The sequence below is a fragment of the Phreatobacter cathodiphilus genome (genome assembly GCF_003008515.1).
GTDB lineage: Bacteria > Pseudomonadota > Alphaproteobacteria > Rhizobiales > Phreatobacteraceae > Phreatobacter > Phreatobacter cathodiphilus.
The window spans coordinates 3,209,266-3,233,796 of the sequence record NZ_CP027668.1 but is presented as its reverse complement, the minus strand read 5'-3'; the positions used below and the strand labels follow the sequence as shown (position 1 = coordinate 3,233,796).

Here is a 24,531-nt window from a genome sequence, read left to right as displayed (position 1 = left end):
CGCAGGCCCCTGCGGAAACCGCTGCTGACTCCCCGTGGAACATTGCTGCAACGTTGGGCGGTGCTGATGGCGCCGATCCCGTCAGAGCAAGGCGTCCCATGAACCCGCCCTTCCCCAACCGGCCCCTCGAGGTCAAGCTTCCGAAGCCGGAAAGCCGCCTCTCGGCCTTCTTCCTCTTTCTCGGCGCGATGGTGCTCGCCGGCGGCATCGGCTGGCTGGCGGTGCCCGGGCTCGTCGCCGACTGGCCTCTCGTCGGCAATGCCGAGCCGGCGACCCAGGCGCGATTCGTCAGCGGCCGCTGCAAGGGCAAACTCGTCCTCCACTTCTGCGACATCACCTACGAGAGGCGCGGGCCGGCCGGCACCGTGCGCGAGGAGAGCCACATCGGCTTCTTCGAGGTCCATGTCGGCTCGCGGTCGGTGCGGCTGATGCAGCAGAAGGGCGACCCTTCGCGGGTCTCCAGCGACATCGCGCTCGACATGTACTGGAACCGGGTCGCCACGGCGGGCCTGTTCATCCTCCTGTTCGGCGGCGGAGGCCTCGTCCTGTTCGGCCGGGCCATGCGCGGCAGGCCCGACCCGAACGCCCGCTTCCGCGCGCTGTCGGGGCGGTTGCTGCGCCCCGTCCTCGTCGATCTGCGGGGCGTCGAGAGCCAGGACAAGACGAGCTGGACCTGGGGCTTTCAGCCGCGTCGGAACGGTCCGGCCACGCCGCCGTCCTTTTCGCAGGCGCTGCCGGTCGGCACCTTTCCCTTCGTGCTCGACGGAGAGGCGCGGACGGCGCTCGCCGTGACCGACGCGGCGGGCGATCAGGTCATGCTGCTCGACATGCCGCTGTCGATCGTCGGCTTCACCGCGGAGGAGCGCGCCGCGCTCCTGGCCTGGCGCGAGGGTGTCGCGGCGGCGGGTCTCGCCGCCGCCTGAGGCCTCACCATGCGAGCACGCGGCGTCCGATGCCGGCACCGGCGCCAGCGAGCATGGCAATGGCGATCGAATACCAGGTGGCGACGAAGAGCGGCGAATCGTCGGTGCAGTGCAGGCCGTAGACGGTCGCCGCAATGGCGCCGGCGGCAAGGCCCGACAAGGCGCCGGCGAGCGTGGCGTCGCGCGGGGCCGCGGCCGTCATGGCGGTGAGGATGGCCGCGAGCGGCAGGGCGCCGAGGAGGGGAATGGCGATGAGGCAGACGCCCCAGTTCTTTCCCACGAGCCGGGTGGGCAGGGCGGAGGGAAGCTGGGTCGCGACCTCGTGGCCGATGCCGAAGATGACCAGCAGGACCGGGACGACCAGTACCGCCTTCGGCAGCGCGGCCTCGGGACGGGCGGCGGCCCTGACGAGGGCGATCGCGGCGATGGCGAGGGTCGCAACCAGCAGCATCTTCAGGTCGAAGAGCATGGTGCGGCTGGCGGCGAAGATGTCGGGCCGGATGCCGATGCTGGCCGTCAGCAGCGCGAAGGCCACCACGGCGCCGAGGGCGAGGGCGACGGCAAGACGGCCGTGCACGGACGGGCCGGTGCGCCTGGCGTCGCGGGACAGGGCGGAGATCAGGTCTTCGGTCTTCATGGCTCTCATATGCTCCCGCGGAGCATCTTTGCGAGGCCGGCGAGGCCCCGGTGAAGGGAAACACGGACGGCGCCCTCGCTCATCTGGAGCGCAGAGGCCGTTTCCTGCGTGTTGTGGCCGTCGACGAACATGGCGCGGATCACCGCCTTCTGGCCGGCGGGCAGGTTTTCGGCGAGCTTGACCACGTCGCGCGTGGCGATGCCCGGCTCGTCGGCAGGTGTTGCGATGACCTCGGCGAGGCTGTCGACGTCGACGTGCCCCGCCGTGCCGCGGCGGCGCAGGAAGTCGATCAGCTTGTGCTTCAGGATGGCGCGCACCCAGGGCACCAGCGGCTCGGTCGGAATCCAGCTGCTCCGCCGGGTATGGATCGCGATGAGCACGTCCTGCACGATGTCCTCCGCTTCGGCGGTCGAGCGTCCGGCCCGGGCGAGGCCGGAGCGGGCGAGGGTCCGCAGGAAGGGCGTCAGCTCGCGCAGCAGGCGCGCATAGGCGCCCTCGTCGCCGGCGAGCCCCGCCCGCATCCAGGCATTCCAGTCGTCGTTCCGGTCTTTCAACGGCGGGCCTATGGGATCGATACGCGGGAGAGCGGGCGGGTGTTACAGCGCCGTCCCATCGGCGACGGCGAGGCCGAGCCTGCCCTATCCGGCGGTGGTGCGCCACCGCCCGAATTCCGCGCTCCGTCTCAGGCCGGCGCGACGCCGCGGGTCATCCTGGCGAAGAGGAAGGTCGCCGCGGCGATGGCGAGGCCGATCAGGTCGGTGATGCCTTCCGGCACGATGAGCAGGATCGCCGCCGCCAGGAGCGGCGCACGCAGCGCCCAGCCGATGGGCCGTCCGAACCATCCCTCGGTTGCGCAGGCGAGCAGGATCACGCCGATCAGCGCCGTGGCGAGAACCGGCAGGATCTGCACGAGCGTGCCCTGGCCGAGCAGCAGCGGCGAATAGAAGAACATGAAGGGCACGATGAAGACCGCGAGGCCCATCTTCACCGAGATGAAGGCGGTCTTCCACGGGTCGGCCCTGGCGATGGCGGCGGCGGCGAAGGAGGCGAGCGCCACGGGGGGCGTGATGGCGGAGACCACCGCGAAGTAGAAGATGAACATGTGGGCGACCAGCGGCGCGACGCCGAGCCTCTGCAGCCCCGGTGCCAGCACCGCCGCACCGATGGCATAGGCGGCGGTGGTGGGCATGCCCATGCCGAGGATGAGCGCCACCACCATGGTGAAGAGCATGGCGAGAAGCACGTTCTCGCCGGCGAGCTGGAGGAGAAGCTGGGCGAAGCGGCCGCCGATGCCGGTGAGCGCGATGACGCCGACGATGATGCCGGCCGCGGCGCAGACCGAGATGAGCTGGAGCGAATCGCGGGCCGCCATGTTGAGCGCCTCGAGCGCGCGCTTCGGGCCCATGGCGTTCTGCCGGTCGAGCCAGCTCACCACGATGGCCGAGACGATGGCGAGGGAACCGGCGCGGAAGGCCGAGTAACCGGAGACCAGCAGCCAGACCATGATGACGAGGGGGGCGAAGAGATAGGCCTTCTTCAGGAGGCCGAGAAGCGGCGGCAGTTCGCTGCGCGGCAGGCCGTGCAGGCTGTGGAGCCGGGCGTGCAGCTCCACGTGTGCGAAACAGGCGACGTAGAAGAGGACGCAGGGGATGATCGCCGCATAGGCGATCTCGGAATAGGCGATGCCGGTGATCTCGGCCATGAGGAAGGCGCCGGCCCCGAGGATGGGCGGGGTGATCTGGCCGCCGGTCGATGAGGTGGCCTCCACCGCGCCCGCCGTGGCGCGGTCATAGCCGACGCGCCGCATCATCGGGATGGTGATGGCGCCGGAGGCCGCGACGTTGGCCACCGACGAGCCGGAAATGGCGCCGAAGAGCACGCCGGAGGCGATGGTCGCCTTGGCCGGACCGCCGCGCAGGTGGCCGAAGAGCGAGAGGGCCAGGTCGTTGAAATAGTCGCCCACCTTCGAGACCTGCAGGAAGGCGCCGAAGGCGACGAAGAGCACGATGAAGTTGGAGGAGGCCTCCGTCGTCGTGCCGAAGATGCCGAGGTCGGAGTAGATGTAGGCAAAGAAGCGCCCCCATTCGAAGCCGCGGTGGTTGAGCACGCCGGGAAGCCAGGGGCCGATGAAGACGTAGAGGATGAACAGCCCCGCGATGATCGGCAGGGCGAGGCCGGCGGTGCGGCGGGAGAATTCCAGCACGATCAGCGTGCCGACGAGGCCGACCCAGATGTCGAGCGGGTCGGGCAGGGCGCCGGCGCGGAACAGAAGCCCGTCGAGCTCCCAGTAGATATAGGCGCAGCACAGGATCGACAGGACGATCAGGATCCAGTCGTACCAGGGGATGCGGTCGGTGCGCGCGGCGGCGAAGGGCCGGTAGAGCGCGAAGCCGAGCACCGCCGCCCAGGCGACGTGGGTGGCGCGGAAGAGCAGCGCCTCCTGCGGAAAGAGGTTCAGCACGACGATGTGGTAGAGCGTGAAGCCGGCGGCGGCGATGACGAAGAGGTGCCGCTCGATGCCGGCGAGCGTGCGCTTCAGGCCGGCGAATTCCTCCTCCGACACCACGACGGGCTTGTCGTCGGCGTCGTCGATGCGCACTTCGGTTTTGGACATGCCGGTTCCCCCGCCCCTCACGCCATCCCTTCGCAGGACGGCACGGACCTGTTTCGGCGCCCCCCGTTATTTTGCGCGCGACCCCCGCCGCCCCTTGCGGGAGGGCGGCAGGGATCGCGCTCAGGGGGTCGCCTCGTGCCGGCTCAGCCGACCAGCTTGTCGGCTATGGTGATGCCCTTCTCGCGGTAATATTTCGCGGCGCCCGGATGGAACGGCAGGAAGGTGTTCTTGGAGACGTTCTGCGGGATCGTCTCGGCCGCCGCCGCGTGGCCCTTCACCATGGCCTCGTGGTTCTCGTGGACCGCCTTGACGATGGCATAGGCGAGGGAATCCGGGATCGCCTTGTTGGTGATGGCGAAGTTGAAGAGCCCGACGGTCTTCTGGTCCTCGGTCATCTGCTTGTAGGTGCCCTTCGGAATGGTGGAGGGCGAGAGCTCCGGCAGGGCGGCCTGCATCTTGGCGAGGTCGGCGTCGGAGAAGCCGAAGAAGACGACGTCTTGGGTGTTGGAGAGCTCGCTGTAGGCGGCGATGGGCAGGCCGGCGGCGAAGGCGAAGCAGTCGATCAGGCCGTCGCCGAGCTGGGAGCCCATGTCGGAGGCCTGGCCGTTGCGGATGGTGACGTTCTCCACGCCGAGGGCCTGGAACATCAGCGGGAAATAGGTGCCGGGCGTGCCGGCGCGCGGGCCGACGCCGACGCGCTTGCCGGCGAGCTGCTGGACGCTGGTGATGCCCGAGCGCTTCAGCACCGCGAAGTGGAAGGGCGTGTCGTACATGGGGAAGAGGGCGCGCACGTCCTGCATCTTGCGGCCGCGGGTCCATTCGCCCGTGCCGTTCCAGGCCTGCAGCGCGACGCCCATGGTGGTCATGCCGAGATCGATCCGCTTGTCCTGGACGAGCAGGATGTTCTGGTTCGGTCCCTGGGTCTGCTGGGTGTTGATCTGCAGGCCGATCTTCTCGCCGACGAGGCTCGCCCAGGCCTGGCCATAGACGAAATAGGTGCCGCCAACCGAGGCGGTGCCGAGGGTCACGTTGGCGGGCCAGCTCGGGTCCCGCGTCTGGGCGAGGGCGAGCGAGGACAGGGCCGGCAGGGCGGCGGCCGAGGCGAGGAGATGGCGGCGGGACAGGGTCATGGTGTTTCCTCCGGAAGGGTCTTGAGAGACGGCGGCCGTGATCGGCTCTTGGGCGGGCACTATAGGGGGCCGCCCCGCCGCGTCCAGCCGGACGCGTCCCGGAGGGCGCGGCCGCGGCGCTCGCCGCCCTGGGCGGGGCCGATGCGGAGCGGGCGACGCAGCGTCAGGAGGCATGGGGTCGATGCCGGTCTTTCAAGGGATTGCGAGGTAGGACCGCCGATCGTCAGAGGTCCGGCGGTCCGACCGCGCCTGCGCAAAAGGGTCGCAGGGATTCGTTAAGGTTAACAGTTTGTTTCCGGTTCGGTGGTTCGGTGGAGCGTGATCCATCGGGGGCGCGGGAGCGACATGAACGTCAACCTGAACGGGGCGTCGTCGGTCCTGCTGGTTCCGTCCGCCAGGGACGGCGGCCTCGCCGCCCGGAGCCGGCCAGAGCGGCCGCTCGCAACCCTCGGGCTGCCGCAAGACGTCGTCGACCGCCGCCGCGAGGGTGAAGGCACCCTTCTCCAGCTTCAGGCGGCACAGCGATCCATGGTCTCCGACCGCAAGGCGGCGGCCAAGCAGAAGCTCGACCAGGCCAAGGCGAGGCTGCAGATGCTCCGCATGTTCGCCGGCGATCCCAAGGCGATGGCGCGGCAGGCCAAGCAGATCGCCCAGGAGATCCGCGAGGCCGCCCGCGCCTATGGTGCCGCCGGCGCCGCAGAAGCCCCGGCGGAGCCAACCTCCTCCGAGACCAGCGCGGGCGGCGAGGCGGGAGCGGGCGGTGCGGGTGAGGCGACGGCGGGGCAGGCGGGCACCGAGACGCCGACGGACGCGGCGAAGGCGTCCGGATCGCAGGCCGGAGGCACCGGGACGGCGGCCGCAGCGGAAGATTCCCCCGGCGAAACCCGCCAGCCGACGGCCGAGGAGGAGCGCCAGAAGGCGGCCGACGCCTATCGCGCCGCCGCCCACGACATCGCCTCGCGCGGCGCGAAGAGCCAGGCGGAGCGGGAGGAGATCGAGCAGTTCAAGGACGCCGCGCGGCAGGCCCGCCAGCTCCTCGAGGAGGCGGCGCGCCGGCTCAAGCAGGAGGAGGCCGACCCGGCGGAAATCGAGGACATCGAGGCGGTCAGCCGCTCCATGACCCGAGCGGTGGAGGACCTGTCCGCGCCGGATGCGGCGGGGACAGTGCCCGCGGCGATCCCGATCCTCGACATGCTGGCCTGACCCGCCGGGCGCTCGTCCGGATCCCGCTGGCGGCCTCGCGCCCCGCCCGTTAGAGTCGGCACCCGTGACCGAGACCCCCCGCATGCCGCATCAGGCGCCCGATCCCGCACTGGCGGCGAAGACCCGCCTTCGCTGGCTGGACGACTCCGCCGCCAACGGCGAGCCTCCGGCCGAGGCCCTCGACCCGCCGCTCACCCCGGCCGAGGCCTTCTTCGTGCGCAACAACGGCGACATGCCCCCGGCGGTCGATGCCGGGCAGTGGCGCCTCGACATCACCGGCGAGGTCGAACGACCCCTTTCCTTCACCCTGCGGGAGTTGCGGGAGTCCTTCTCCGTCGTGTCGGTGACCGCCGTGATCGAATGCGCAGGCAACGGCCGCGCCTTCCTCGATCCGCCCGTCTCCGGCGCGCAGTGGCGCAACGGCGCCGTGGGCTGCGCGCGGTGGACGGGGGTCAGGATGCGGGACCTCCTGGAGAGAGCCGGCGTGAAGCCCTCCGCCGTCTATACCGGCCATCACAGCCCCGACCGCAGCCTGACGAGCCCGGACCGTCCGGCCTTGTCGCGCGGCATTCCCATCGCCAAGGCCATAGCCCCCGAGACGCTCGTCGCCTTCGCCATGAACGATGAGCCGCTGCCGCGGCTGCACGGGGGCCCGCTCCGGGTCGTCGTCCCCGGCTATCCCGGCTCCGCCTGGCAGAAATGGCTCGATCGCCTCGACGTCCGCGACCGCGAGCACGACGGTGAGAAGATGACCGGCACGGATTACCGGCTGCCGGCCCGGCCGGTGAGGCCGGGGGACGCGTTCGACGCTGCGTCCTTCGCGGTGATCACCGACATGCCGGTCAAGTCGCTGATCACCCGCCCTGCCGCAGGCTTCGTGGCGCCGGCGGCCGAAGCGCTGACGGTGGAGGGCTGGGCCTGGAGCGGCGCGACACCGGTCGCGGGGGTGCGGGTCTCAGCCGACGGCGGCGTCACGTGGACGCAGGCCGGGCTCGCCGCGCCCGGCGAGCCCTATGCCTGGCGGCGCTTTTCCGTGGTCCTGACGCTCGCCCGCGGCCCTGTCACCCTGATGGCGCAGGCCTTCGACGTTGCAGGGGCCTGCCAGCCGGTCGACCAGGGGCCCTGGAACCCCCGTGGCTATTGCAACAACGCGGTCCATCGGATCACCGGCCAGATGGCGTGACCGGCGAGCGGCCGAGGCTCTGCCGGAACCCACCCGTCGCGACGCGGCGCGGGCCAGGCCGGTCCCTCGCGGGTGCGAGACGTCCGATGCGGTCGGCGATTGCGCCGTCGGCGGGCCGCTTCATGCGTCCGGTTGACCTGCGTGAAACCTCTCGGCATCCGGCCGCCCCCACCGCGAGCACCGGCAGAACGGCGCTGCGTGCGCAGTCGACCTGCGGCCACCCGCCGCGGGAGCCGACGCCCTTCCGCACATCTCCCGATCTTGACGTTTACGTAAACGTGAGTTAGACGAAAGGCCAAGATGGCGCCGCTCCCCCGGCCGCCGTCCCGACCCGCCCCTCCGTCCCGGGAGCCCGATGCCGGTGAGTGCCATGGCCGATCAGGATCTCGCCCGAAACGGGGGCGTCACCCTCGCCGAACTCCTGGCGCGGACCGGCGCCTCCGCCGGCAAGGACACCTTCTCCATCCGCGAGATGACGCGCGAGTTCGGGGTCACCGCCCGCGCGCTGCGCTTCTACGAGGAGAAGGGCCTGCTGGCGCCGGAGCGGCAGGGCCAGGACCGCATCTATTCGCGCCGCGACCGCTCGCGCCTACGCCTCGTCCTGATGGGCAAGTGCGTCGGCTTCTCGCTCGAGGAGGTCAAGGCCATGCTCGACCTCTACGACCTCGGCGACGGCGGCGTCACACAGATGAAGGTGGCGCGGACCAAATATCGCGAGCAGATCGGCCGGCTCCAGGCGCAGAAGAGCGACATCGACACGGCCATCAACGAACTCGAACGGGCGATCACCGTCATCGACGGGCGGCTCGCCGGCATCGGCGCCTCGGCGTCGAAGGACTGATCCCGCCGCCCCCCGCGGCTTTGCGAAACCGGCGTCCGAACGGGCGTCCCCTCCCGGAGGAGATGAGACATGCCGATCTACAAGGCTCCCATCGAAGACACGATGTTCGTCCTCTACGACGTCCTGAAGCTGGACGGCTACGGCAACCTGCCGGGCTTTTCCGACGCGCCGCGCGACCTGGTCGAGGCGATCGTCAGCGAGGGCGCCAAGTTCTGCGAGGAGGTGCTGCAGCCCCTCAATGCGGTGGGCGACACGGTCGGCTGCCGCCGCAACGACGACGGCACGGTGACGACGCCGCCGGGCTTCAAAGAAGCCTACAAGCAGTATCAGGAGGGCGGCTGGATGGGCCTCGCCTTCTCGCCCGACTATGGTGGCCAGGGCCTGCCGGCGACCGTCAACACCGTCGTCGGCGAGTTCATGTCCTCCGCCAATCTCGCCTGGGGCATGTATCCGGGCCTGACCCAGGGCGCCATGGCGGCGCTCAACGTCCATGCCAGCGACGAGATCAAGCAGATCTACCTGCCGAAGATGACCTCCGGCGAGTGGACCGGTACCATGAACCTCACCGAGCCGCATTGCGGCACGGACCTCGGCATGCTGCGCACCAAGGCCGTGCCGAACGGCGACGGCTCCTACCGCCTCACCGGCCAGAAGATCTTCATCTCGGCCGGCGAGCACGACATGGCCGAGAACATCATCCACCTCGTCCTCGCCCGCATCGAAGGGGCGCCTGCCGGCACCAAGGGCATCTCGCTCTTCGTCGTGCCGAAGTTCCTGCCGACGCCCGACAACATGCCGGGTGAGCGCAACGGCGTCTCCTGCGGCAAGATCGAGGAGAAGATGGGCATCCACGGCAACGCCACCTGCGTCATGAACTACGACGAGGCCAAGGGCTGGCTCGTCGGCCAGGAGAACAAGGGCCTCAACGCCATGTTCGTCATGATGAACGAGGCGCGTCTGTCGGTCGGCGTCCAGGGCCTGTCGCAGTCGGAGGTCGCCTACCAGAACGCGGTCGCCTATGCGAAGGACCGCATCCAGGGCCGCTCGCTCTCCGGCCCCAAGGCGCCGGAGAAGGCCGCCGACCCGATCATCGTCCATCCCGACGTGCGCCGCACGCTGATGACGCTGCGTGCCGTCAACGAGGCCGGCCGCGCGCTCATCCTGTGGACCGCGCTGATGGCCGACGTCTCGCACCGCTCCGAGGACGCCGCCGAGCGGCAGAAGGCGGAGGACCATCTCGGCCTGATGACGCCCATCGTGAAGGGCGTGCTGACCGATCTCGGCTTCGACAACGCGGTCAAGGCCCAGCAGATGTACGGCGGCCACGGCTACATCACCGAATGGGGCATGGGCCAGTTCGTCCGCGACGCCCGCATCACCATGATCTACGAGGGCGCCAACGGCATCCAGGCGCTCGACCTCGTGGGACGCAAGCTCGCCGCCAACGGTGGCCGTGCCGTGATGAGCTTCTTCAACGAGGTCGGCACCTTCTGCTCGCAGAACAAGGACGACGCGGCAGTGGGCGCCTATGTCGGCTCGCTGTCCAAGGGCCTGAAGGACCTGCAGGCGGCCACCATGTGGTTCATGCAGAACGCCATGGCCAAGCCCGACAATGCGGGCGCCGGCTCGACGCCCTACATGCACATGTTCGGCCTCGTCGCCATGGGCTACATGTGGGCGAAGATGGCCAAGGTGGCCTCGGAGAAGCTCGCCGGGGACGCTGATGGCTCCGCCGACCGCATGAACGCCAAGCTGGTGACGGCGCGCTTCTTCTTCGAGCAGATGATGCCGGAGACGGGCGCCCATCTCGCCCGCATCCAGGCCGGCGCCGACTCGATGATGGCGCTCGCCGCCGACGCGTTCTGATGTTTCTGAACGCATCCGGGAGCCGGCGTGGCCGGCTCCCCCGTAAGGCCGTCTTCAGAGCCGCGCCGGTCGATGGTGTAACTGCACCCTCGAGCCTGAAGCGGCCGACGGAACATCTGGGAGACTGACATGAGCGCCCTCAACCTGCCGAAGCCCGCGTGGCGTACCGAAGAGCACGACATGCTCGCGGAGAGCGCGCGGGCCTTCCTCGCCAAGGAATTCGTGCCGAACCTCGACCGCTGGTCGGAAGAGGGCGTCATGGACCGCGACGCCTGGATCAAGGCGGCGGATGCGGGCCTGCTCTCCGCCTCGATCCCGGAGGAGTATGGCGGGGCCGGCGGCGACTACAGCCACGAGGCGGTCATCGCCCACGAGATCGCCATGGCCGGCGCGGATTCCTGGGGCTGGGCGATCCACGGGCCGATCGTCGCGCCCTACATCCTCCACTACGGCACCGAGGAGCAGAAGAAGGCCTGGCTGCCGAAGATGGTGACCGGCGAGCTCATCGCGGCGCTGGCCATGACCGAGCCGGGCGCCGGCTCCGACGTGCAGGGTATCCGCACCAAGGCCGAACGCTCCGGCAACGGCTGGGTGTTGAACGGCTCGAAGACCTTCATCACCAACGGCCAGCACGCCAACATGGTCGTGGTCGCCGCCAAGACCGACCCGTCGGCCGGTGCCAAGGGCACCTCGCTCTTCGTCGTCGAGACCGAGAATGCGCCGGGCTTCCGCCGCGGCCGCAAGCTGAAGAAGCTGGGCCTCGACTGGGCCGACACCTCCGAGCTGTTCTTCGACGACATGAAGCTGCCGGCCGAGGCGCTGCTCGGCCCGGAGCCGAACCAGGGCTTCTACCAGATGATGCGGGCCCTGCCACAGGAGCGCCTGACCATCGCGGGCGCCGCCGTCGGCATGATCGAGCGGGCGCTCACCCTGACCATCGACTACGTCAAGGAGCGCGGCGCCTTCGGCAAGAAGGTCATCGACTTCCAGAACACCCAGTTCGAACTCGCCGACATGAAGACCGAGGCGACGATCGCCAAGGTCTTCTACGAGACCTGCGTCGGGCTCCACATCGAGGGCAAGTGCGACACGGCCATGGCCTCCATGGCGAAGTACAAGCTCTCCGACCTGCAGAACACCATCGTCGACCGTTGTCTCCAGCTCTTCGGCGGCTACGGCTTCATGGACGAGTACCCGATCTCGCGGATGTACCGGGACGCGCGCATCCAGCGCATCTACGGCGGCACCAACGAGATCATGAAGATTCTCATCGCGCGCACGCTCTGACCCGAGCGGCGCAGGCCGGTCTCCGGCCTGCGCGCTGCGCCCAGCCATCAACCGGGGAGAGGAACCCGCCATGACCGACGTCTTCGTCTACGACCATGTCCGCACGCCGCGCGGCAAGGGCAAGTCCGACGGGGCCCTGCACGAGGTCACCGCCCTCGAGCTCGCCACCACGACCCTGCGCGCGCTCAGGGACCGCAACGGCCTCGACACCAGCCTCGTGGACGACGTCATCCTCGGCTGCGTCGATCCCGTCGGCGAGGCGGGCAGCGACATCGCCCGCGTCGCCGCCCTCAAGGCCGACTACGGCGACGTCGTCCCCGGCATTCAGATCAACCGCTTCTGCGCCTCCGGCCTCGACGCGGTGAACTTCGCCGCGGCGCAGGTCATGGCCGGCCAGCACGACCTGGTCGTCGGCGGCGGCGTGGAGAGCATGTCGCGCGTCGGCATGGGCGCCTCGGGCGGCGCCTGGCCGGTGGACCCGTCCATCGCGGTGAAGAGCTACTTCATGCCGCAGGGCATCTCGGCGGATCTCATCGCCACCAAGTACGGCTTCTCCCGCGACGACGTCGACGCCTATGCGGTGGAGAGCCAGAAGCGCGCCGCGAAGTCCTGGGAGGAGGGGCGCTTCAAGAATTCGGTCATCCCGGTGAAGGACATGAACGGCCTCACCATCCTCGACCGCGACGAGCACATGCGTCCCACGACCACGATGCAGTCGCTGGCGAGCCTCAACGCCTCCTTCGTCATGATGGGCGAGGCGGGCGGGTTCGACGCCGTGGCGATCCAGGCCCATCCCGAACTCGAGGGCGTCAACCACGTCCACCATGCCGGCAATTCCTCCGGCATCGTCGACGGCGCCGCCGCCGTGCTGCTCGGCTCGGCCGAGGCCGGCAAGGCCTCGGGTCTGAAGCCGCGCGCCCGCATCCGGGCCTTCGCCAACATCGGCTCGGAGCCTGCGCTGATGCTCACCGGCCCGGTGGACGTCACCAGGAAGCTGCTGAAGAAGGCCGGCATGTCGATCGGCGACATCGACCTGTTCGAGCTCAACGAGGCCTTCGCCTCGGTCGTGCTGCGCTACATGCAGGCGTTCGACATCCCGCACGACAAGATCAACGTCTGCGGCGGCGCCATCGCCATGGGCCATCCGCTCGGCGCCACCGGCGCCATGATCCTCGGCACGGTGCTCGACGAGCTGGAGCGCACCGGCAAGTCCACCGCCCTCGTGACGCTGTGCATCGGCGCCGGCATGGGCACCGCCACCATCATCGAGCGCGTGTGAGAGGAGAGACGACCATGGATCTCAAGAACTTCACCTGGTCCGTCGATTCGGACGGCATCGCCCTCCTGACCTGGGACATGCCGGGCAAGTCGATGAACGTCATCGACGAGTCGGTCGGCCACGACCTCAACGCCGCGGTGGACGCGGCCGTGGCCGATGCCGCCGTCAAGGGCGTCGTCATCACCTCCGGCAAGGACACCTTCTCGGGCGGCGCCGACCTCACCATGCTCGAGCGCCTCGGCCAGACCTTCAAGGACGCCATCAAGGCCAAGGGCCCCGAGGCGGCCATGGCCGATTTCTTCGAGCAGAGCCGCGCCTATTCGCTGGTGCTGCGCAAGATCGAGACCTGCGGCAAGCCCTTCGTCTGCGCCATCAACGGCATGTGCCTGGGCGGTGCCTTCGAGATCGCGCTCGCCTGCCACGCCCGCGTCGCCTCGGACAATCCGAAGCTGCGCGTCGGCCTGCCGGAGGTGAAGGTCGGCCTGTTCCCCGGCGCCGGCGGCACCCAGCGCGTGCCGCGCATGGCCGACATCCAGTCGGCGCTGCAGATGCTCCTGAAGGGCGACCAGCTCAAGGCCGACCGCGCCAAGGCGATGAACCTGATCGACGAGATCGTCCCCGCCGACAAGCTCATCGAAGCGGCCAAGGCGCGGCTCAAGGCCGGCGTCGACCCGGTGAAGCCCTGGGACAAGCCGAAGTTCAAGCTGCCCTCCGGTCCGGTCTATTCGGCCGGCGGCATGATGGTCTGGCCGCCCGCCAACGCCCTCTACCGCAAGGAGACCTACGACAATTATCCGGGCGCCCGCGCCATCATGAGCGCGGTCTACGAGGGCCTGCTCGTGCCGATGGACACGGCGCTGCGCATCGAGTCGCGCTATTTCGCCTCCGTCCTGCGCACCCCGCAGGCGCAGGCGATGATCCGCTCGCTCTTCGTCTCCATGGGCGCCCTCGGCAAGGGCCTGCGCCGTCCGGCCGGCGTGCCGGCGACGCAGCTGAAGAGCATCGGCGTCATCGGCGCCGGCTTCATGGGCGCCGGCATCGCCTATGTCTCGGCCCAGGCCGGCATGGACGTGGTGCTGATCGACCGCGACGTGGAGGCGGCCGAGAAGGGCAAGGCCTATTCGCACAAGCTGATGACCGACCAGGTCAACAAGGGCCGCGCCACCTCGGCCCAGCGCGAGGCGCTGCTCGCCAAGATCAAGGCGAGCGCCGACTATGCCGACCTGAAGGACGTCGACCTCGTCATCGAGGCGGTGTTCGAGGATCCGGCGGTGAAGGCCGACGTGATCAAGAAGGCGGAGGCCGCCATCCGGCCCGACGTCGTCTTCGCCTCCAACACCTCCACCCTGCCGATCACCGGACTCGCCAAGGCCTCGGTGCGGCCGGAGCAGTTCATCGGCATCCACTTCTTCTCGCCGGTCGACAAGATGATGCTGGTGGAGACGATTCTCGCCGAGAAGACCGGCGACAAGGCCCTCGCGGTCGCCCTCGACTACGTCAAGGCGATCAAGAAGACGCCGATCGTCGTCAACGACACCCGCGGCTTCTACGTGAACCGCTGCGTCGGCAACTACATCAAGGAAGCCCATCTGATGGTGATGGAGGGCGTGCCCACCGTCATGATCGACAATCTCGCCAAGCAGGCGGGCATGCCCGTGGGGCCGCTGACCCTCAACGACGAGGTGGCCATCGACCTCGGCCTGAAGATCCTGAAGGCCACCAAGGCGCAGGTCGGCACCCAGGCGGTGGACCCGCAGCAGGAGAAGCTGCTGACCTTCATGGTCGAGCAGGAGGGCCGCATCGGCAAGAAGGCCAAGAAGGGCTTCTACGACTATCCCGACACGGGCAAGAAGACGGCGTGGCAGGGGATCAAGGCCCTCGTCGGCACGCAGCAGGACCCGGACACGATCGACCGCCAGGAGATCATCGACCGGCTGCTGGTGACGACGGCGCTGGAGGCCTCGCGCTGCGTCGAGGAAGGGGTCGTCACCGATCCCCGCGAGGCGGATGTCGGCTCCATCCTCGGCTTCGGCTTCGCGCCCTGGTCGGGCGGCACGCTGAGCTACATCGACATGATCGGCACCAGGGCCTTCGTGAAGAAGTGCGACGCGCTGGCCGCCAAATACGGCGACCGCTTCACGCCCAACAAGCTGCTGCGCGAAATGGCGGACAAGGGCGAGACTTTCTACGGCCGCATGACGGCCAAGAAGGCCGCGGCCTGAGGCTTCCGATCATCGCATGAGACGAAGCGGGCGGTCCTTCGGGGCCGCCCGTTTGCGTTGGGGGCGTCACCGTCGTATTGCAGATCGCAGTACAATTCATTAGAGTTGGTCTGCTGGAGGATCGCGCCATGACCGCCAAGAGCGCCCGTAGCGACCACCCCATTTCGATGCGCCTGCCCGAGGCCGATATCGCGATGATCGACCGCGCCGCCGGGCTGCGCGGGAGAAGCCGTACGGATTTCGTGCGCGAGGCGGCTGTTCGTGCAGCCGAGGACGTGCTGATGGAACAGCACCTTATCCGCATGAGCCCCGAGGGCTTCACCGCTTTTCTGGCCGTGCTCGAGACGCCGGCCGCGCCCGTTCCGGAGATGGTTGATCTGGTGAAGAGGCGCGCTCCCTGGGAAGCAATCCCAGCTTCCGAAAGCTGAACCGTGGCCCTGTCGGCCCCGGAAATCCTCACGGCCGCCCACGACGTCGCCGCTTTTTCCTGCGGAAAGCCCGCACTCGACAATTGGATCAGAACGCGAGCCCTTTCCAACCAGGAGAAGGGCTTCACGGCCGTGCTGGTCGTCCATGAGGCCGGCCGGGTCGTCGGCTATTACGGCCTTGCCCCGACCGCGGTGATCCCCGGCACCATGCCGCGCTCCATCAGGACCGGACAGCCGCCTGACCCCGTGCCATGCCTGGTGCTGGGCCAACTCGCCACGGATCGCGCGTGGGCCGGCCGGGGAATCGGCACGGGCCTGCTCAAGCATGCGCTGTCCCGCTGCGTCGATGCGGCAACCCTCGTGGGCGGACGGGCGCTGCTGGTCCATGCGGTCGACGATGAGGCTGCCGATTTCTGGCGACGACGCGGCTTTCTTCCCTCCAGGGACGACCCATTCATCCTCTTTCGCAGCATCCCGGCCATCGCAGCCTCGCTCCGGGAGTGACCGCGGCACGCCCCATTCCCGCCAAAACGGTGGAAAGCCCGGTCGCCGCGACCTTTGGTGCACGGGCCACAGGCTTTCATGGCGTTGCACCATGAGAATACGTGTGCTACCGGACAGCCGACTTCGGGGGGAAGTCACATCGGCGACATTCCTCCGATGACCAATTTCCCAGTCGAGACAAAGGTTTGTTGCTGCCGGGCGAAAGCGGGGCAGCCAGCGGGACCCGAAGGCCTCGACACGTGAAGCGCGAGAGACGCGGTGGCTGGCGAAGACAAGACCGTTTCCGGCATGGCGGGGCGCTACGCCCTGGCCCTTTTCGAGCTGGCGAACGAGGCGGGGCAGCTTGATCAGGTCCAGGCCGATCTCGCCCGCTTCACCGCCATGATCGCCGATTCCGAAGACCTGCGTCGGCTGGTGAAGAGCCCGGTGTTCTCCTCCGAGGACCAGGCCAAGGCCGTCGGCGCCATCCTCGACAAGGCCGGCATCGGCGGCACCGCCGGCAACCTCATCAAGGTCGTCGCCGCCAACCGCCGCCTGTTCGCGGTGGAGAGCATCATCCGCGGCTACAACGCCATGGTGGCCAAGTCGCGCGGCGAGATCGTCGCCGAGGTCACCGTCGCCGAAGCTCTCTCGCCGACCCATTCCGCCTCCCTGTCCGCCGCCCTCAAGGACGTGCTGGGCAAGGAGCCGAAAATCGACGTGAAGGTGGACCCGGCCATCCTCGGCGGGCTGATCGTGAAGGTCGGCTCGCGGATGGTCGACACGTCCCTTCGCACCAAGCTCAACTCGATTAGAACCGCCATGAAAGAGGTCGGCTGATGGACATCCGCGCCGCTGAAATCTCTGCGATCCTCAAGGACCAGATCAAGAACTTCGGTCAGGAGGCGGAAGTCTCCGAGGTCGGCCAGGTGCTCTCCGTCGGTGACGGCATCGCCCGCGTCTACGGTCTCGACAACGTCCAGGCGGGCGAGATGGTCGAGTTCGACAACGGCATCCGCGGCATGGCCCTGAACCTCGAGACGGACAACGTCGGCATCGTGCTGTTCGGCGCCGACCGCGACATCAAGGAAGGCGACACCGTCAAGCGCACCGGCGCCATCGTCGACGTTCCCGTCGGCAAGGGCCTGCTCGGCCGCGTCGTCGACGCCCTCGGCAACCCGATCGACGGCAAGGGCCCGATCGAGAGCACCGAGCGCCGGCGCGTCGACGTCAAGGCTCCCGGCATCATTCCGCGCAAGTCGGTGCACGAGCCGATGGCGACGGGCCTGAAGTCGATCGACGCGCTGATCCCGATCGGCCGCGGCCAGCGCGAGCTGATCATCGGCGACCGCCAGACCGGCAAAACCGCCATCGCCCTCGACACCATCCTCAACCAGAAGCCGCTGAACGTCGCCGGCGCCGACGAGATGCAGAAGCTCTACTGCGTCTACGTCGCCATCGGCCAGAAGCGCTCCACGGTCGCCCAGTTCGTGAAGGCGCTCGAGGAGAACGGCGCGCTGGAGTACTCGATCGTCGTCGCCGCCACCGCCTCGGACCCGGCGCCGATGCAGTTCCTGGCGCCCTTCTCGGGCTGCGCCATGGGCGAGTTCTTCCGCGACAACGGCATGCATGCCGTCATCATCTACGACGACCTCTCCAAGCAGGCCGTCGCCTACCGCCAGATGTCGCTGCTGCTGCGCCGCCCGCCGGGCCGCGAGGCCTATCCGGGCGACGTGTTCTATCTCCACTCCCGCCTGCTCGAGCGCGCGGCGAAGATGGGCGACGACGCCGGCAAGGGTTCGCTGACGGCGCTGCCGGTCATCGAGACGCAGGCCAACGACGTGTCGGCCTACATCCCGACCAACGTCATCTCCATCACCGACGGCCAGATCTTCCTTGAGACCGACCTGTTCTTCCAGGGCATCCGCCCGGCGGTGAACGTCGGCCTCTCGGTGTCGCGCGTCGGCTCCTCGGCGCAGACCAAGGCGATGAAGAAGGTCGCCGGCAAGATCAAGGGCGAGCTCGCGCAGTATCGCGAGATGGCCGCCTTCGCCCAGTTCGGCTCGGACCTCGACGCGACGACCCAGCGCCTGCTCAACCGCGGTGCCCGTCTGACCGAGCTCCTCAAGCAGAACCAGTACTCGCCGCTGAAGATGGAAGAGCAAGTGGCGGTCATCTGGGCCGGCACCAACGGCTATCTCGACAAGCTGCCGCTCGGCCGCGTCAAGGCTTTCGAGGAGGGTCTCCTCGGCAAGCTGCGCTCGGAGGGCGCGGTCCTCGAGGCGATCCGCTCGTCGAAGGACCTGTCCGACGACACGGCCGCCAAGCTGAAGGCCACCGTCGAGAGCTTCGCGGCCTCGTTCAGCTGATCGGGGCGCGGTGAGCTACGTCAGCGACAGCCTGGGCCCGGGTGAGGAGATCATCCACGAAGCGACGATCCACTGGGTCGTCTACTTCTGGCCCATGGTCGCCGTCGTCGTCGGCCTCGCCGCAACCGTTCTGGTGTGGCCCTACGGGGCCGCGGTTCTGGGCCTGGCGTCGCTCTGGCTCCTGGTCGCCTGGTTCATGAGCCGGACGACCGAACTGGCGGTGACGTCGCGCAAGGTGGTGGCGAAGTGGGGCTTCATCGCCCGCTCCACCATCGAGCAGCGGCTCGAAAAGGTCGACTCGGTCGCCGTCGACCAGACTTTCCTCGGCCGCGTTCTCAATTTCGGGAACGTGACCGTGCATGGGACGGGCATCAACGCCACGCCCATCAAGATGATTGCGGATCCGCTGGCCTTCCGCCGCAAGGTGGAACAGGCCATCGAAGCCAGAAGGGACGTCGGCTGATGCCGAGCTTGAAGGATCTCAGGAACCGCATCGCCTCCGTGAAGGCGACGCAGAAGATCACCAAGGCCATGCAGATGGTGGCCGCGGCGAAGCTCAAGCGCGCCCAGACGGCCGCCGAGGCCGCCCGCCCCTATGCGGAGAAGATGGAAGCGGTGCTCGCCAACCTCACCGGCGCCGTGACCGGCTCCGACGCGCCGATGCTGCTCAGCGGCACGGGCAAGGACGACGTTCATCTGCTCGTCGTCGCCACCGCCGAGCGCGGCCTGTGCGGCGCCTTCAACACCTCCATCGTCCGCCTCGCCCGCGAGCGCGCCCTCGCCCTGCAGGCCGAGGGCAAGACGGTCAAGTTCTTCTGCGTCGGCCGCAAGGGCTATGACCTGATCCGCCGCCAGTTCGAGAAGCAGATCGTCGGCTACATCGAGTTCCGGGCGGTGAAGCAGCTTTCCTACGCCCAGGCGGAGGAGGTCGGCGCCCAGGTCCTGAAGCTCTTCGCCGAGGGCCAGTTCGACGTCGCCACCCTGTTCTTCTCGCGCTTCAAGTCTGTCATCTCGCAGATCCCGACGGCGCAGCAGATCATCCCGGCGCAGGTCGCGGGCGAAGCCGCCGCCGGCGCCGACAACGCTCCTTACGAGTTCGAGCCCGGCGAGGCCGAGATCCTGGCCGACCTGCTCCCCCGCAACGTGACCATCCAGATCTTCAAGGCGATCCTCGAGAACGCCGCGTCCGAGCAGGGCGCCCGCATGTCCTCGATGGACAATGCGACGCGCAACGCCGGCGAGATGATCAAGAAGCAGACGCTCAAGTACAACCGCGCGCGTCAGGCGATGATCACCAAGGAACTCATCGAAATCATCTCGGGCGCCGAGGCGCTCTGAGCTCACGACATCAAGCGAGGACCCCATTATGGCAAAGACTGCGACCAATGCGCCGGCGGGTACCGGCCGGATCAGCCAGGTCATCGGCGCCGTCGTCGACGTGCAGTTCGACGGCCACCTGCCGCAGATCCTGAACGCGCTCGAGACCAGCAACAACGGCAACCGCCTCGTCCTCGAGGTCGCCCAGCACCTCGGCGAGAACACGGTCCGCTGCATCGCCATGGACACGTCCGAGGGTCTGGTCCGCGGCCAGCAGGTCAAGGACACCGGCCTGCCGATCGCCGTTCCCGTCGGTGACGAGACGCTCGGCCGCATCCTCAACGTCGTCGGTGAGCCGATCGACGAGGCCGGCCCGGTGAAGACCTCGCTGACCCGCGCCATCCACCAGCCGGCCCCGACCTTCGCCGAGCAGGCGACGGAAGCCGAGATCCTGGTCACCGGCATCAAGGTCGTCGACCTCCTCGCCCCCTACGCCAAGGGCGGCAAGATCGGCCTGTTCGGCGGCGCCGGCGTGGGCAAGACCGTGCTCATCCAGGAGCTCATCAACAACGTCGCAAAGGCCCACGGCGGCTACTCCGTGTTCGCCGGCGTCGGCGAGCGCACCCGCGAGGGCAACGACCTCTATCACGAGTTCATCGAGTCCGGCGTCAACAAGAAGGGCGGTGGCGAAGGCTCCAAGTGCGCCCTCGTGTTCGGCCAGATGAACGAGCCGCCGGGCGCCCGCGCCCGCGTCGCCCTCTCGGGCCTGACCATCGCCGAGCATTTCCGCGACCAGGGCCAGGACGTGCTGTTCTTCGTCGACAACATCTTCCGCTTCACCCAGGCGGGCTCCGAGGTGTCGGCGCTTCTCGGCCGCATCCCCTCGGCGGTGGGCTACCAGCCGACGCTCGCCACCGACATGGGCGCCCTGCAGGAGCGCATCACCACCACGCAGAAGGGCTCGATCACCTCGGTGCAGGCGATCTACGTCCCCGCCGACGACCTCACCGACCCGGCGCCGGCCACGTCCTTCGCCCACCTCGACGCGACGACCGTTCTCAACCGCTCGATCGCCGAGAAGGGCATCTACCCGGCGGTGGACCCGCTCGACTCGACCTCGCGCATGCTCGATCCCCGCGTCATCGGCGAGGAGCACTACGCGGTGGCCCGCAAGGTCCAGCAGACCCTGCAGCGCTACAAGTCGCTGCAGGACATCATCGCGATCCTCGGCATGGACGAGCTCTCGGAAGAGGACAAGCTGACGGTGGCCCGCGCCCGCAAGGTCGAGCGCTTCCTGTCGCAGCCCTTCCACGTGGCCGAAGTCTTCACCGGCGCGCCGGGCAAGTTCGTCGACCTGAAGGACACCGTGAAGGGCTTCGGTGACCTCGTTGAGGGCAAGTACGACCATCTCCCCGAGGCCGCCTTCTACATGGTCGGCACCATCGAGGAGGCCGTCGAAAAGGGCCGCAAGCTCGCTGCCGAAGCGGCCTGATCGGCCTGACAGAGGGGATCGCACGACATGGCGACCTTCCATTTCGAACTGGTCTCGCCCGAGCGGCAGCTCTTCTCCGGAGCCGTCGAGCAGGTGGTGGTGCCGGGCTCGGAGGGTGACTTCGGCGTTCTCGCCGGTCACGCTCCCTTCGTCTCGACGCTGCGCCCGGGCATCCTGACCATCCACGGCGGCGGCCAGCCGAAGCGGCTCTACGTCCGCGGCGGCTTCGCCGAGGTCTCCTCCGGCGGCCTCACCGTGCTCGCCGAGCGCGCGACGCCCGTCGAGGACCTCCAGGTCGAGCAGATCGACCGGGAGATCCGCGAGGCGCAGGAGGATCTCGCCGACGCCAAGGACGACGCGCTGAAGATCAAGGCCTCGGAGCGGCTCGACCAGTTGCAGGGCGTCAAGGCGGCGCTGGGCACCATCGCCACCACGCACTGAGCCGCGTCTCGTTCCTCACTTTTGGCGAAGGCCGCCTCCGGGCGGCCTTTTGCGTTGGTGTGGCTTGCAACTGTGGTGGTGCGTGAAACCGTCGGGGGCAAACTGCATCGTCCGGCGGCGAGCCTCGAAGGACGCACTTCTGCGATGCAGCGGACCAGTGGGCGCAGCACCGGAACCTGCCTGAAGACCTACCACGGAGCGTCACGCTGGTCAAGGACAAAAATCCTATTCCGACTATTGCCAGCGTCCTGACCCTCAGCCGAGATCGGCGGTCTTGATCTTTTTCACCCCCAGCGCCGCCATATCGGCCCAGGCCTTGTCCAGCGAGCCGCCGAGGTCGATGGCGCGGCAGGCCTCCTCCACCACGAAGGTTTCGAGCCCCGCCTTGGCGGCATCCTGGGCCGTCCAGTTGACGCAGAAGTCGGTCGCGAGGCCGACGACGACGGCACGGGTGACGCCGCGCTCCTTGAGGTAGCCGCCGAGGCCGGTCGGGGTCTTCCGGTCGGCCTCGAGGAATCCGGAATAGCTGTCGACTTCCTTGCGGTAGCCCTTGCGGACGATGGTCTGGGCATGGGGGATGTCGAGAGCCTCGTGGAACTCAGCGCCGGCCGAATCCCAGGTGCAGTGGTCGGGCCAGAGCACCTGCGCGCCATAGGGCATCTGCACCACGTCGAAGGGCTTCTTGCCGGCATGGCTGGAGGCGAAGGAGGAATGGCCCTCGGGGTGCCAGTCCTGGGTGAAGACGACGTTCTGGAAGCGCTTGCCGATGGCGTTGCAGACGGCGACGATCTCGTCGCCCTTCGGCACCGCCAGCCGGCCGCCGGGGCAGAAGTCGTTCTGCACGTCGACGACGATCAGCGCGGTCTGCGCGTCGATGGCGGGCCGGCCCTGGGCCGCGGCACCGCGGGCGGCCGCTGCGGTGAACAGGGTGGCGCCGGCGATGGCGGCCCGGCGGTCGATGGAGAAACGGTCGGTGGCGAAGCGGTCGGTCATGGCAGCCTCCGTTGGGACGGGGCCGAGGCTACGCCGCTGCGCGGATTGTGCGATGCGGAAGAGTGCGGATGCCGGCGCGTCAGACCGGATGGGCGAAGGGCGCGAAGGCCTCGACGACCTTGTGATAGACGCCGCGCTTGAACGGGATGATCAGGCCGGGGGTCGCCGCCAGCGGCTCCCAGCGCCAGGCGTCGAATTCCGGCTTGTGGCCGCCGCCGGGATTGGCGACGTCGATCTCGCTCTCCACGCCATCGAAGCGGAAGGCGAACCACTTCTGGGTCTGGCCGCGGTACTTCCCCTTCCACGCCTGGCCGGCGACGTCCTGCGGCAGGTCGTAGGCGAACCATTCCGGCGCCTCGGCAAGGAGCGAGATCGAGCGGATGTTGGTCTCCTCGTAGAGTTCGCGCCGGGCGGTGGCGAGCGGGTCCTCGCCGGGGTCGATACCGCCCTGCGGCATCTGCCAGGCGTGGACGGCGTCGACATGTTCGGGCGCCGGGCCCTTGCGGCGGCCGACGAAGACGAGACCCTGGCGGTTGAACAGGGCGACGCCGACACAGGGCCGGTAGGGCAGGTCTTCGAAGCGGGGCATGGGGCAGATCCGGGGCGAGGGGGCCAGGTTAGCCGGACGGCTGGCGCCGCGCGACTCCGTTCGATACCGGGACGAGAACGAAGCCGCGCCCCTCCAGCGCACGGGCCCAGCGGGCGACCCGGTCGATGGTCACCGGCAGCGCCGATCCGACGCCGAGGGCGAAGCCGCGCTCGCGGGCCCTCGCCTCCAGCCGGGCGAGCTGGGCATCGACCTCGGTCGGGGTCGGCACGCGGTCGAGGTGGACGTCGCCGCGCACCACCGGCTGCTGCAGGGTCGTGGCGATCTGCGGGATGAGGCTGCGGGCGCTTGTGCCGTCGTCGACCATCATCAGGCCGCGGCGGTTGGCCTCGCGCAGGATCGGCGCCACGGCGCTCTCCGAGGCGGTGAACTTGGCGCCCATGTAGTTGACGAGGCCGGCATAGCCCTGGAACCGCGCCATCGACCAGTGCAGCCGCTCGGTGTTGCGCTCGGCGGAGAGCGTGGTCAGCAGCGTCTTGGGGCCGGGGTCGTTCTCCGGATAGTCCATCGGCTCCATGGGGATCTGCAGAAAGGCCTCGTGTCCCTCGGCCCGGGCCCTGGCGACGATGCGCTCAAGGTCGCTGGCATAGGGGGCGAAGGCGAAGGAGACGGCGCCGGGCAGCTTGGCCATCGCCTCCATCGTACTCTGCTGGCTGATGCCGAGCCCGCCGATCAGGACGGCGATGCGCGGCGCGGCGGCGTCGGCGCCGGCGGGCAGGCGGAAGGTGCGGGCATAGACGTCACGCGGCTTGGAGCCGTCGGGGGCGACGCGCGGCAGAACGCCGAGGGGCGTGCGCTCGCCGAGACGCGGGTCGAGGCCGGCGGAGGCTTCCGGCGTCGCCGGGGCGACGCGGACGGCGCGGGCGGCGCCCGACATGCCGTCGATGATGTTGATGGTGTTGCCGCCCTCGCCTTCGCCCGGCGTGGCGGCCGGGGCCGTGGGTGCGGGGGCCTGCGTCACCGGCTCGGCGGTCCGCGGCGGCGGCATGGCGATGGCGGTGACGACGCGCGGCTCGCCGCCGAGCGGATTGTGGATGAAGGCGATGGCGCCGGCGATGCCGAGGACGAGGGCGCCGACCACGCCGGCGGCGGTCGGCAGCAGCGGCAGGGCCGGCAGCCGCCGCTTCTTCTCCTGCTGGCTGTCCACCCCGAGCGGGGCGTTGAGATCGTCGGTCATGGCGCCTGCGCTGGCGCGGTCCGGATACCGCCCCTCTAG

Annotated in this window: 23 protein-coding genes; 16 read left to right on the top strand and 7 right to left on the bottom strand. The window is 68.9% G+C overall.

The genetic code is table 11. The features are described 5' to 3' along the window. The first annotated feature begins 98 nt into the window (after window positions 1-98). On the top strand, window positions 99-923 hold the full coding sequence (locus C6569_RS15515) for a hypothetical protein (protein ID WP_106749689.1): 825 nt from the start codon (window positions 99-101) through the stop codon (window positions 921-923). Between the two features lie 4 nt (window positions 924-927). On the opposite strand, the gene C6569_RS15510 is transcribed toward C6569_RS15515, so the two are convergent. The 4 genes from C6569_RS15510 to C6569_RS15495 form a co-directional block, all read right to left on the bottom strand. After that, window positions 928-1,560 (bottom strand): NrsF family protein, encoded by a 633-nt coding sequence (locus C6569_RS15510; RefSeq protein WP_181313775.1) that lies wholly within the window; start codon window positions 1,558-1,560, stop codon window positions 928-930. 5 nt (window positions 1,561-1,565) lie between these two features. Next, a complete protein-coding gene (locus tag C6569_RS15505; protein WP_146144816.1) occupies window positions 1,566-2,114 on the bottom strand; it encodes a sigma-70 family RNA polymerase sigma factor in 549 nt (182 codons plus the stop codon). A gap of 128 nt (window positions 2,115-2,242) precedes the next feature. Beyond that, window positions 2,243-4,174 (bottom strand): TRAP transporter permease, encoded by a 1,932-nt coding sequence (locus tag C6569_RS15500; protein WP_106749686.1) that lies wholly within the window; start codon window positions 4,172-4,174, stop codon window positions 2,243-2,245. 143 nt (window positions 4,175-4,317) lie between these two features. Beyond that, on the bottom strand, window positions 4,318-5,304 hold the full coding sequence (locus tag C6569_RS15495; RefSeq protein WP_106749685.1) for a TAXI family TRAP transporter solute-binding subunit: 987 nt from the start codon (window positions 5,302-5,304) through the stop codon (window positions 4,318-4,320). 345 nt (window positions 5,305-5,649) lie between these two features. Between C6569_RS15495 and C6569_RS15490 the strand changes: the two genes are divergently transcribed. The 15 genes from C6569_RS15490 (at window position 5,650) to C6569_RS15420 (ending at window position 21,715) form a co-directional block, all read left to right on the top strand. Beyond that, a complete protein-coding gene (locus C6569_RS15490) occupies window positions 5,650-6,507 on the top strand; it encodes a hypothetical protein (RefSeq protein WP_106749684.1) in 858 nt (285 codons plus the stop codon). A gap of 64 nt (window positions 6,508-6,571) precedes the next feature. Beyond that, the gene (locus tag C6569_RS15485; protein WP_181313774.1) at window positions 6,572-7,690 is read left to right on the top strand and encodes a sulfite oxidase; all 1,119 of its coding nucleotides are present in this window, start codon (window positions 6,572-6,574) and stop codon (window positions 7,688-7,690) included. Window positions 7,691-8,060: 370 nt separating this feature from the next. Continuing rightward, entirely contained in the window at window positions 8,061-8,531 is a 471-nt protein-coding gene (locus C6569_RS15480) for a MerR family transcriptional regulator (protein ID WP_106751084.1), read from the top strand. Window positions 8,532-8,600: 69 nt separating this feature from the next. After that, entirely contained in the window at window positions 8,601-10,397 is a 1,797-nt protein-coding gene (locus C6569_RS15475) for an acyl-CoA dehydrogenase C-terminal domain-containing protein (protein ID WP_106749682.1), read from the top strand. A gap of 129 nt (window positions 10,398-10,526) precedes the next feature. After that, window positions 10,527-11,684, top strand: coding sequence for an acyl-CoA dehydrogenase family protein (locus tag C6569_RS15470; RefSeq protein WP_106749681.1), 1,158 nt, complete (start codon window positions 10,527-10,529; stop codon window positions 11,682-11,684). Between the two features lie 70 nt (window positions 11,685-11,754). After that, on the top strand, window positions 11,755-12,963 hold the full coding sequence (locus C6569_RS15465) for an acetyl-CoA C-acetyltransferase (RefSeq protein ID WP_106749680.1): 1,209 nt from the start codon (window positions 11,755-11,757) through the stop codon (window positions 12,961-12,963). Between the two features lie 14 nt (window positions 12,964-12,977). Next, window positions 12,978-15,185: an FAD-dependent oxidoreductase gene (locus tag C6569_RS15460; RefSeq protein WP_106749679.1), complete on the top strand. Its 2,208-nt coding sequence runs from the start codon at window positions 12,978-12,980 to the stop codon at window positions 15,183-15,185. Window positions 15,186-15,313: 128 nt separating this feature from the next. Next, entirely contained in the window at window positions 15,314-15,613 is a 300-nt protein-coding gene (locus C6569_RS15455) for a type II toxin-antitoxin system TacA family antitoxin (protein WP_106749678.1), read from the top strand. A 3-nt stretch (window positions 15,614-15,616) separates the two neighbouring features. Next, complete coding sequence (locus tag C6569_RS15450) at window positions 15,617-16,117, top strand: GNAT family N-acetyltransferase (RefSeq protein ID WP_106749677.1); 501 nt, start codon at window positions 15,617-15,619, stop codon at window positions 16,115-16,117. 258 nt (window positions 16,118-16,375) lie between these two features. Further along, a complete protein-coding gene (locus tag C6569_RS15445) occupies window positions 16,376-16,936 on the top strand; it encodes a F0F1 ATP synthase subunit delta (protein WP_106749676.1) in 561 nt (186 codons plus the stop codon). Beyond that, window positions 16,936-18,465 carry a F0F1 ATP synthase subunit alpha gene (gene atpA, locus C6569_RS15440; RefSeq protein ID WP_106749675.1) on the top strand — a complete coding sequence of 510 codons (1,530 nt, stop codon included), beginning with the start codon at window positions 16,936-16,938 and terminating at the stop codon, window positions 18,463-18,465. Before C6569_RS15445 ends, atpA begins: the two co-directional genes overlap by 1 nt. Window positions 18,466-18,475: 10 nt before the next feature. After that, entirely contained in the window at window positions 18,476-18,928 is a 453-nt protein-coding gene (locus C6569_RS15435) for a PH domain-containing protein (RefSeq protein WP_245898121.1), read from the top strand. Next, entirely contained in the window at window positions 18,928-19,803 is an 876-nt protein-coding gene (locus C6569_RS15430) for a F0F1 ATP synthase subunit gamma (RefSeq protein ID WP_106749674.1), read from the top strand. Before C6569_RS15435 ends, C6569_RS15430 begins: the two co-directional genes overlap by 1 nt. A 28-nt stretch (window positions 19,804-19,831) precedes the next feature. Continuing rightward, window positions 19,832-21,274 carry a F0F1 ATP synthase subunit beta gene (gene atpD / locus C6569_RS15425; protein ID WP_106749673.1) on the top strand — a complete coding sequence of 481 codons (1,443 nt, stop codon included), beginning with the start codon at window positions 19,832-19,834 and terminating at the stop codon, window positions 21,272-21,274. 27 nt (window positions 21,275-21,301) lie between these two features. Then, complete coding sequence (locus tag C6569_RS15420; protein WP_106749672.1) at window positions 21,302-21,715, top strand: F0F1 ATP synthase subunit epsilon; 414 nt, start codon at window positions 21,302-21,304, stop codon at window positions 21,713-21,715. 255 nt (window positions 21,716-21,970) lie between these two features. Here C6569_RS15420 and pncA read toward each other — a convergent pair whose 3' ends face one another. From pncA to C6569_RS15405, 3 genes are all read right to left on the bottom strand, one after another. Beyond that, window positions 21,971-22,708, bottom strand: coding sequence for a bifunctional nicotinamidase/pyrazinamidase (gene pncA / locus C6569_RS15415; RefSeq protein WP_106749671.1), 738 nt, complete (start codon window positions 22,706-22,708; stop codon window positions 21,971-21,973). Between the two features lie 79 nt (window positions 22,709-22,787). Beyond that, window positions 22,788-23,297: an RNA pyrophosphohydrolase gene (locus tag C6569_RS15410; RefSeq protein ID WP_106749670.1), complete on the bottom strand. Its 510-nt coding sequence runs from the start codon at window positions 23,295-23,297 to the stop codon at window positions 22,788-22,790. A gap of 28 nt (window positions 23,298-23,325) precedes the next feature. Next, a complete protein-coding gene (locus C6569_RS15405; RefSeq protein WP_106749669.1) occupies window positions 23,326-24,492 on the bottom strand; it encodes a divergent polysaccharide deacetylase family protein in 1,167 nt (388 codons plus the stop codon). Window positions 24,493-24,531 lie beyond the last annotated feature (39 nt).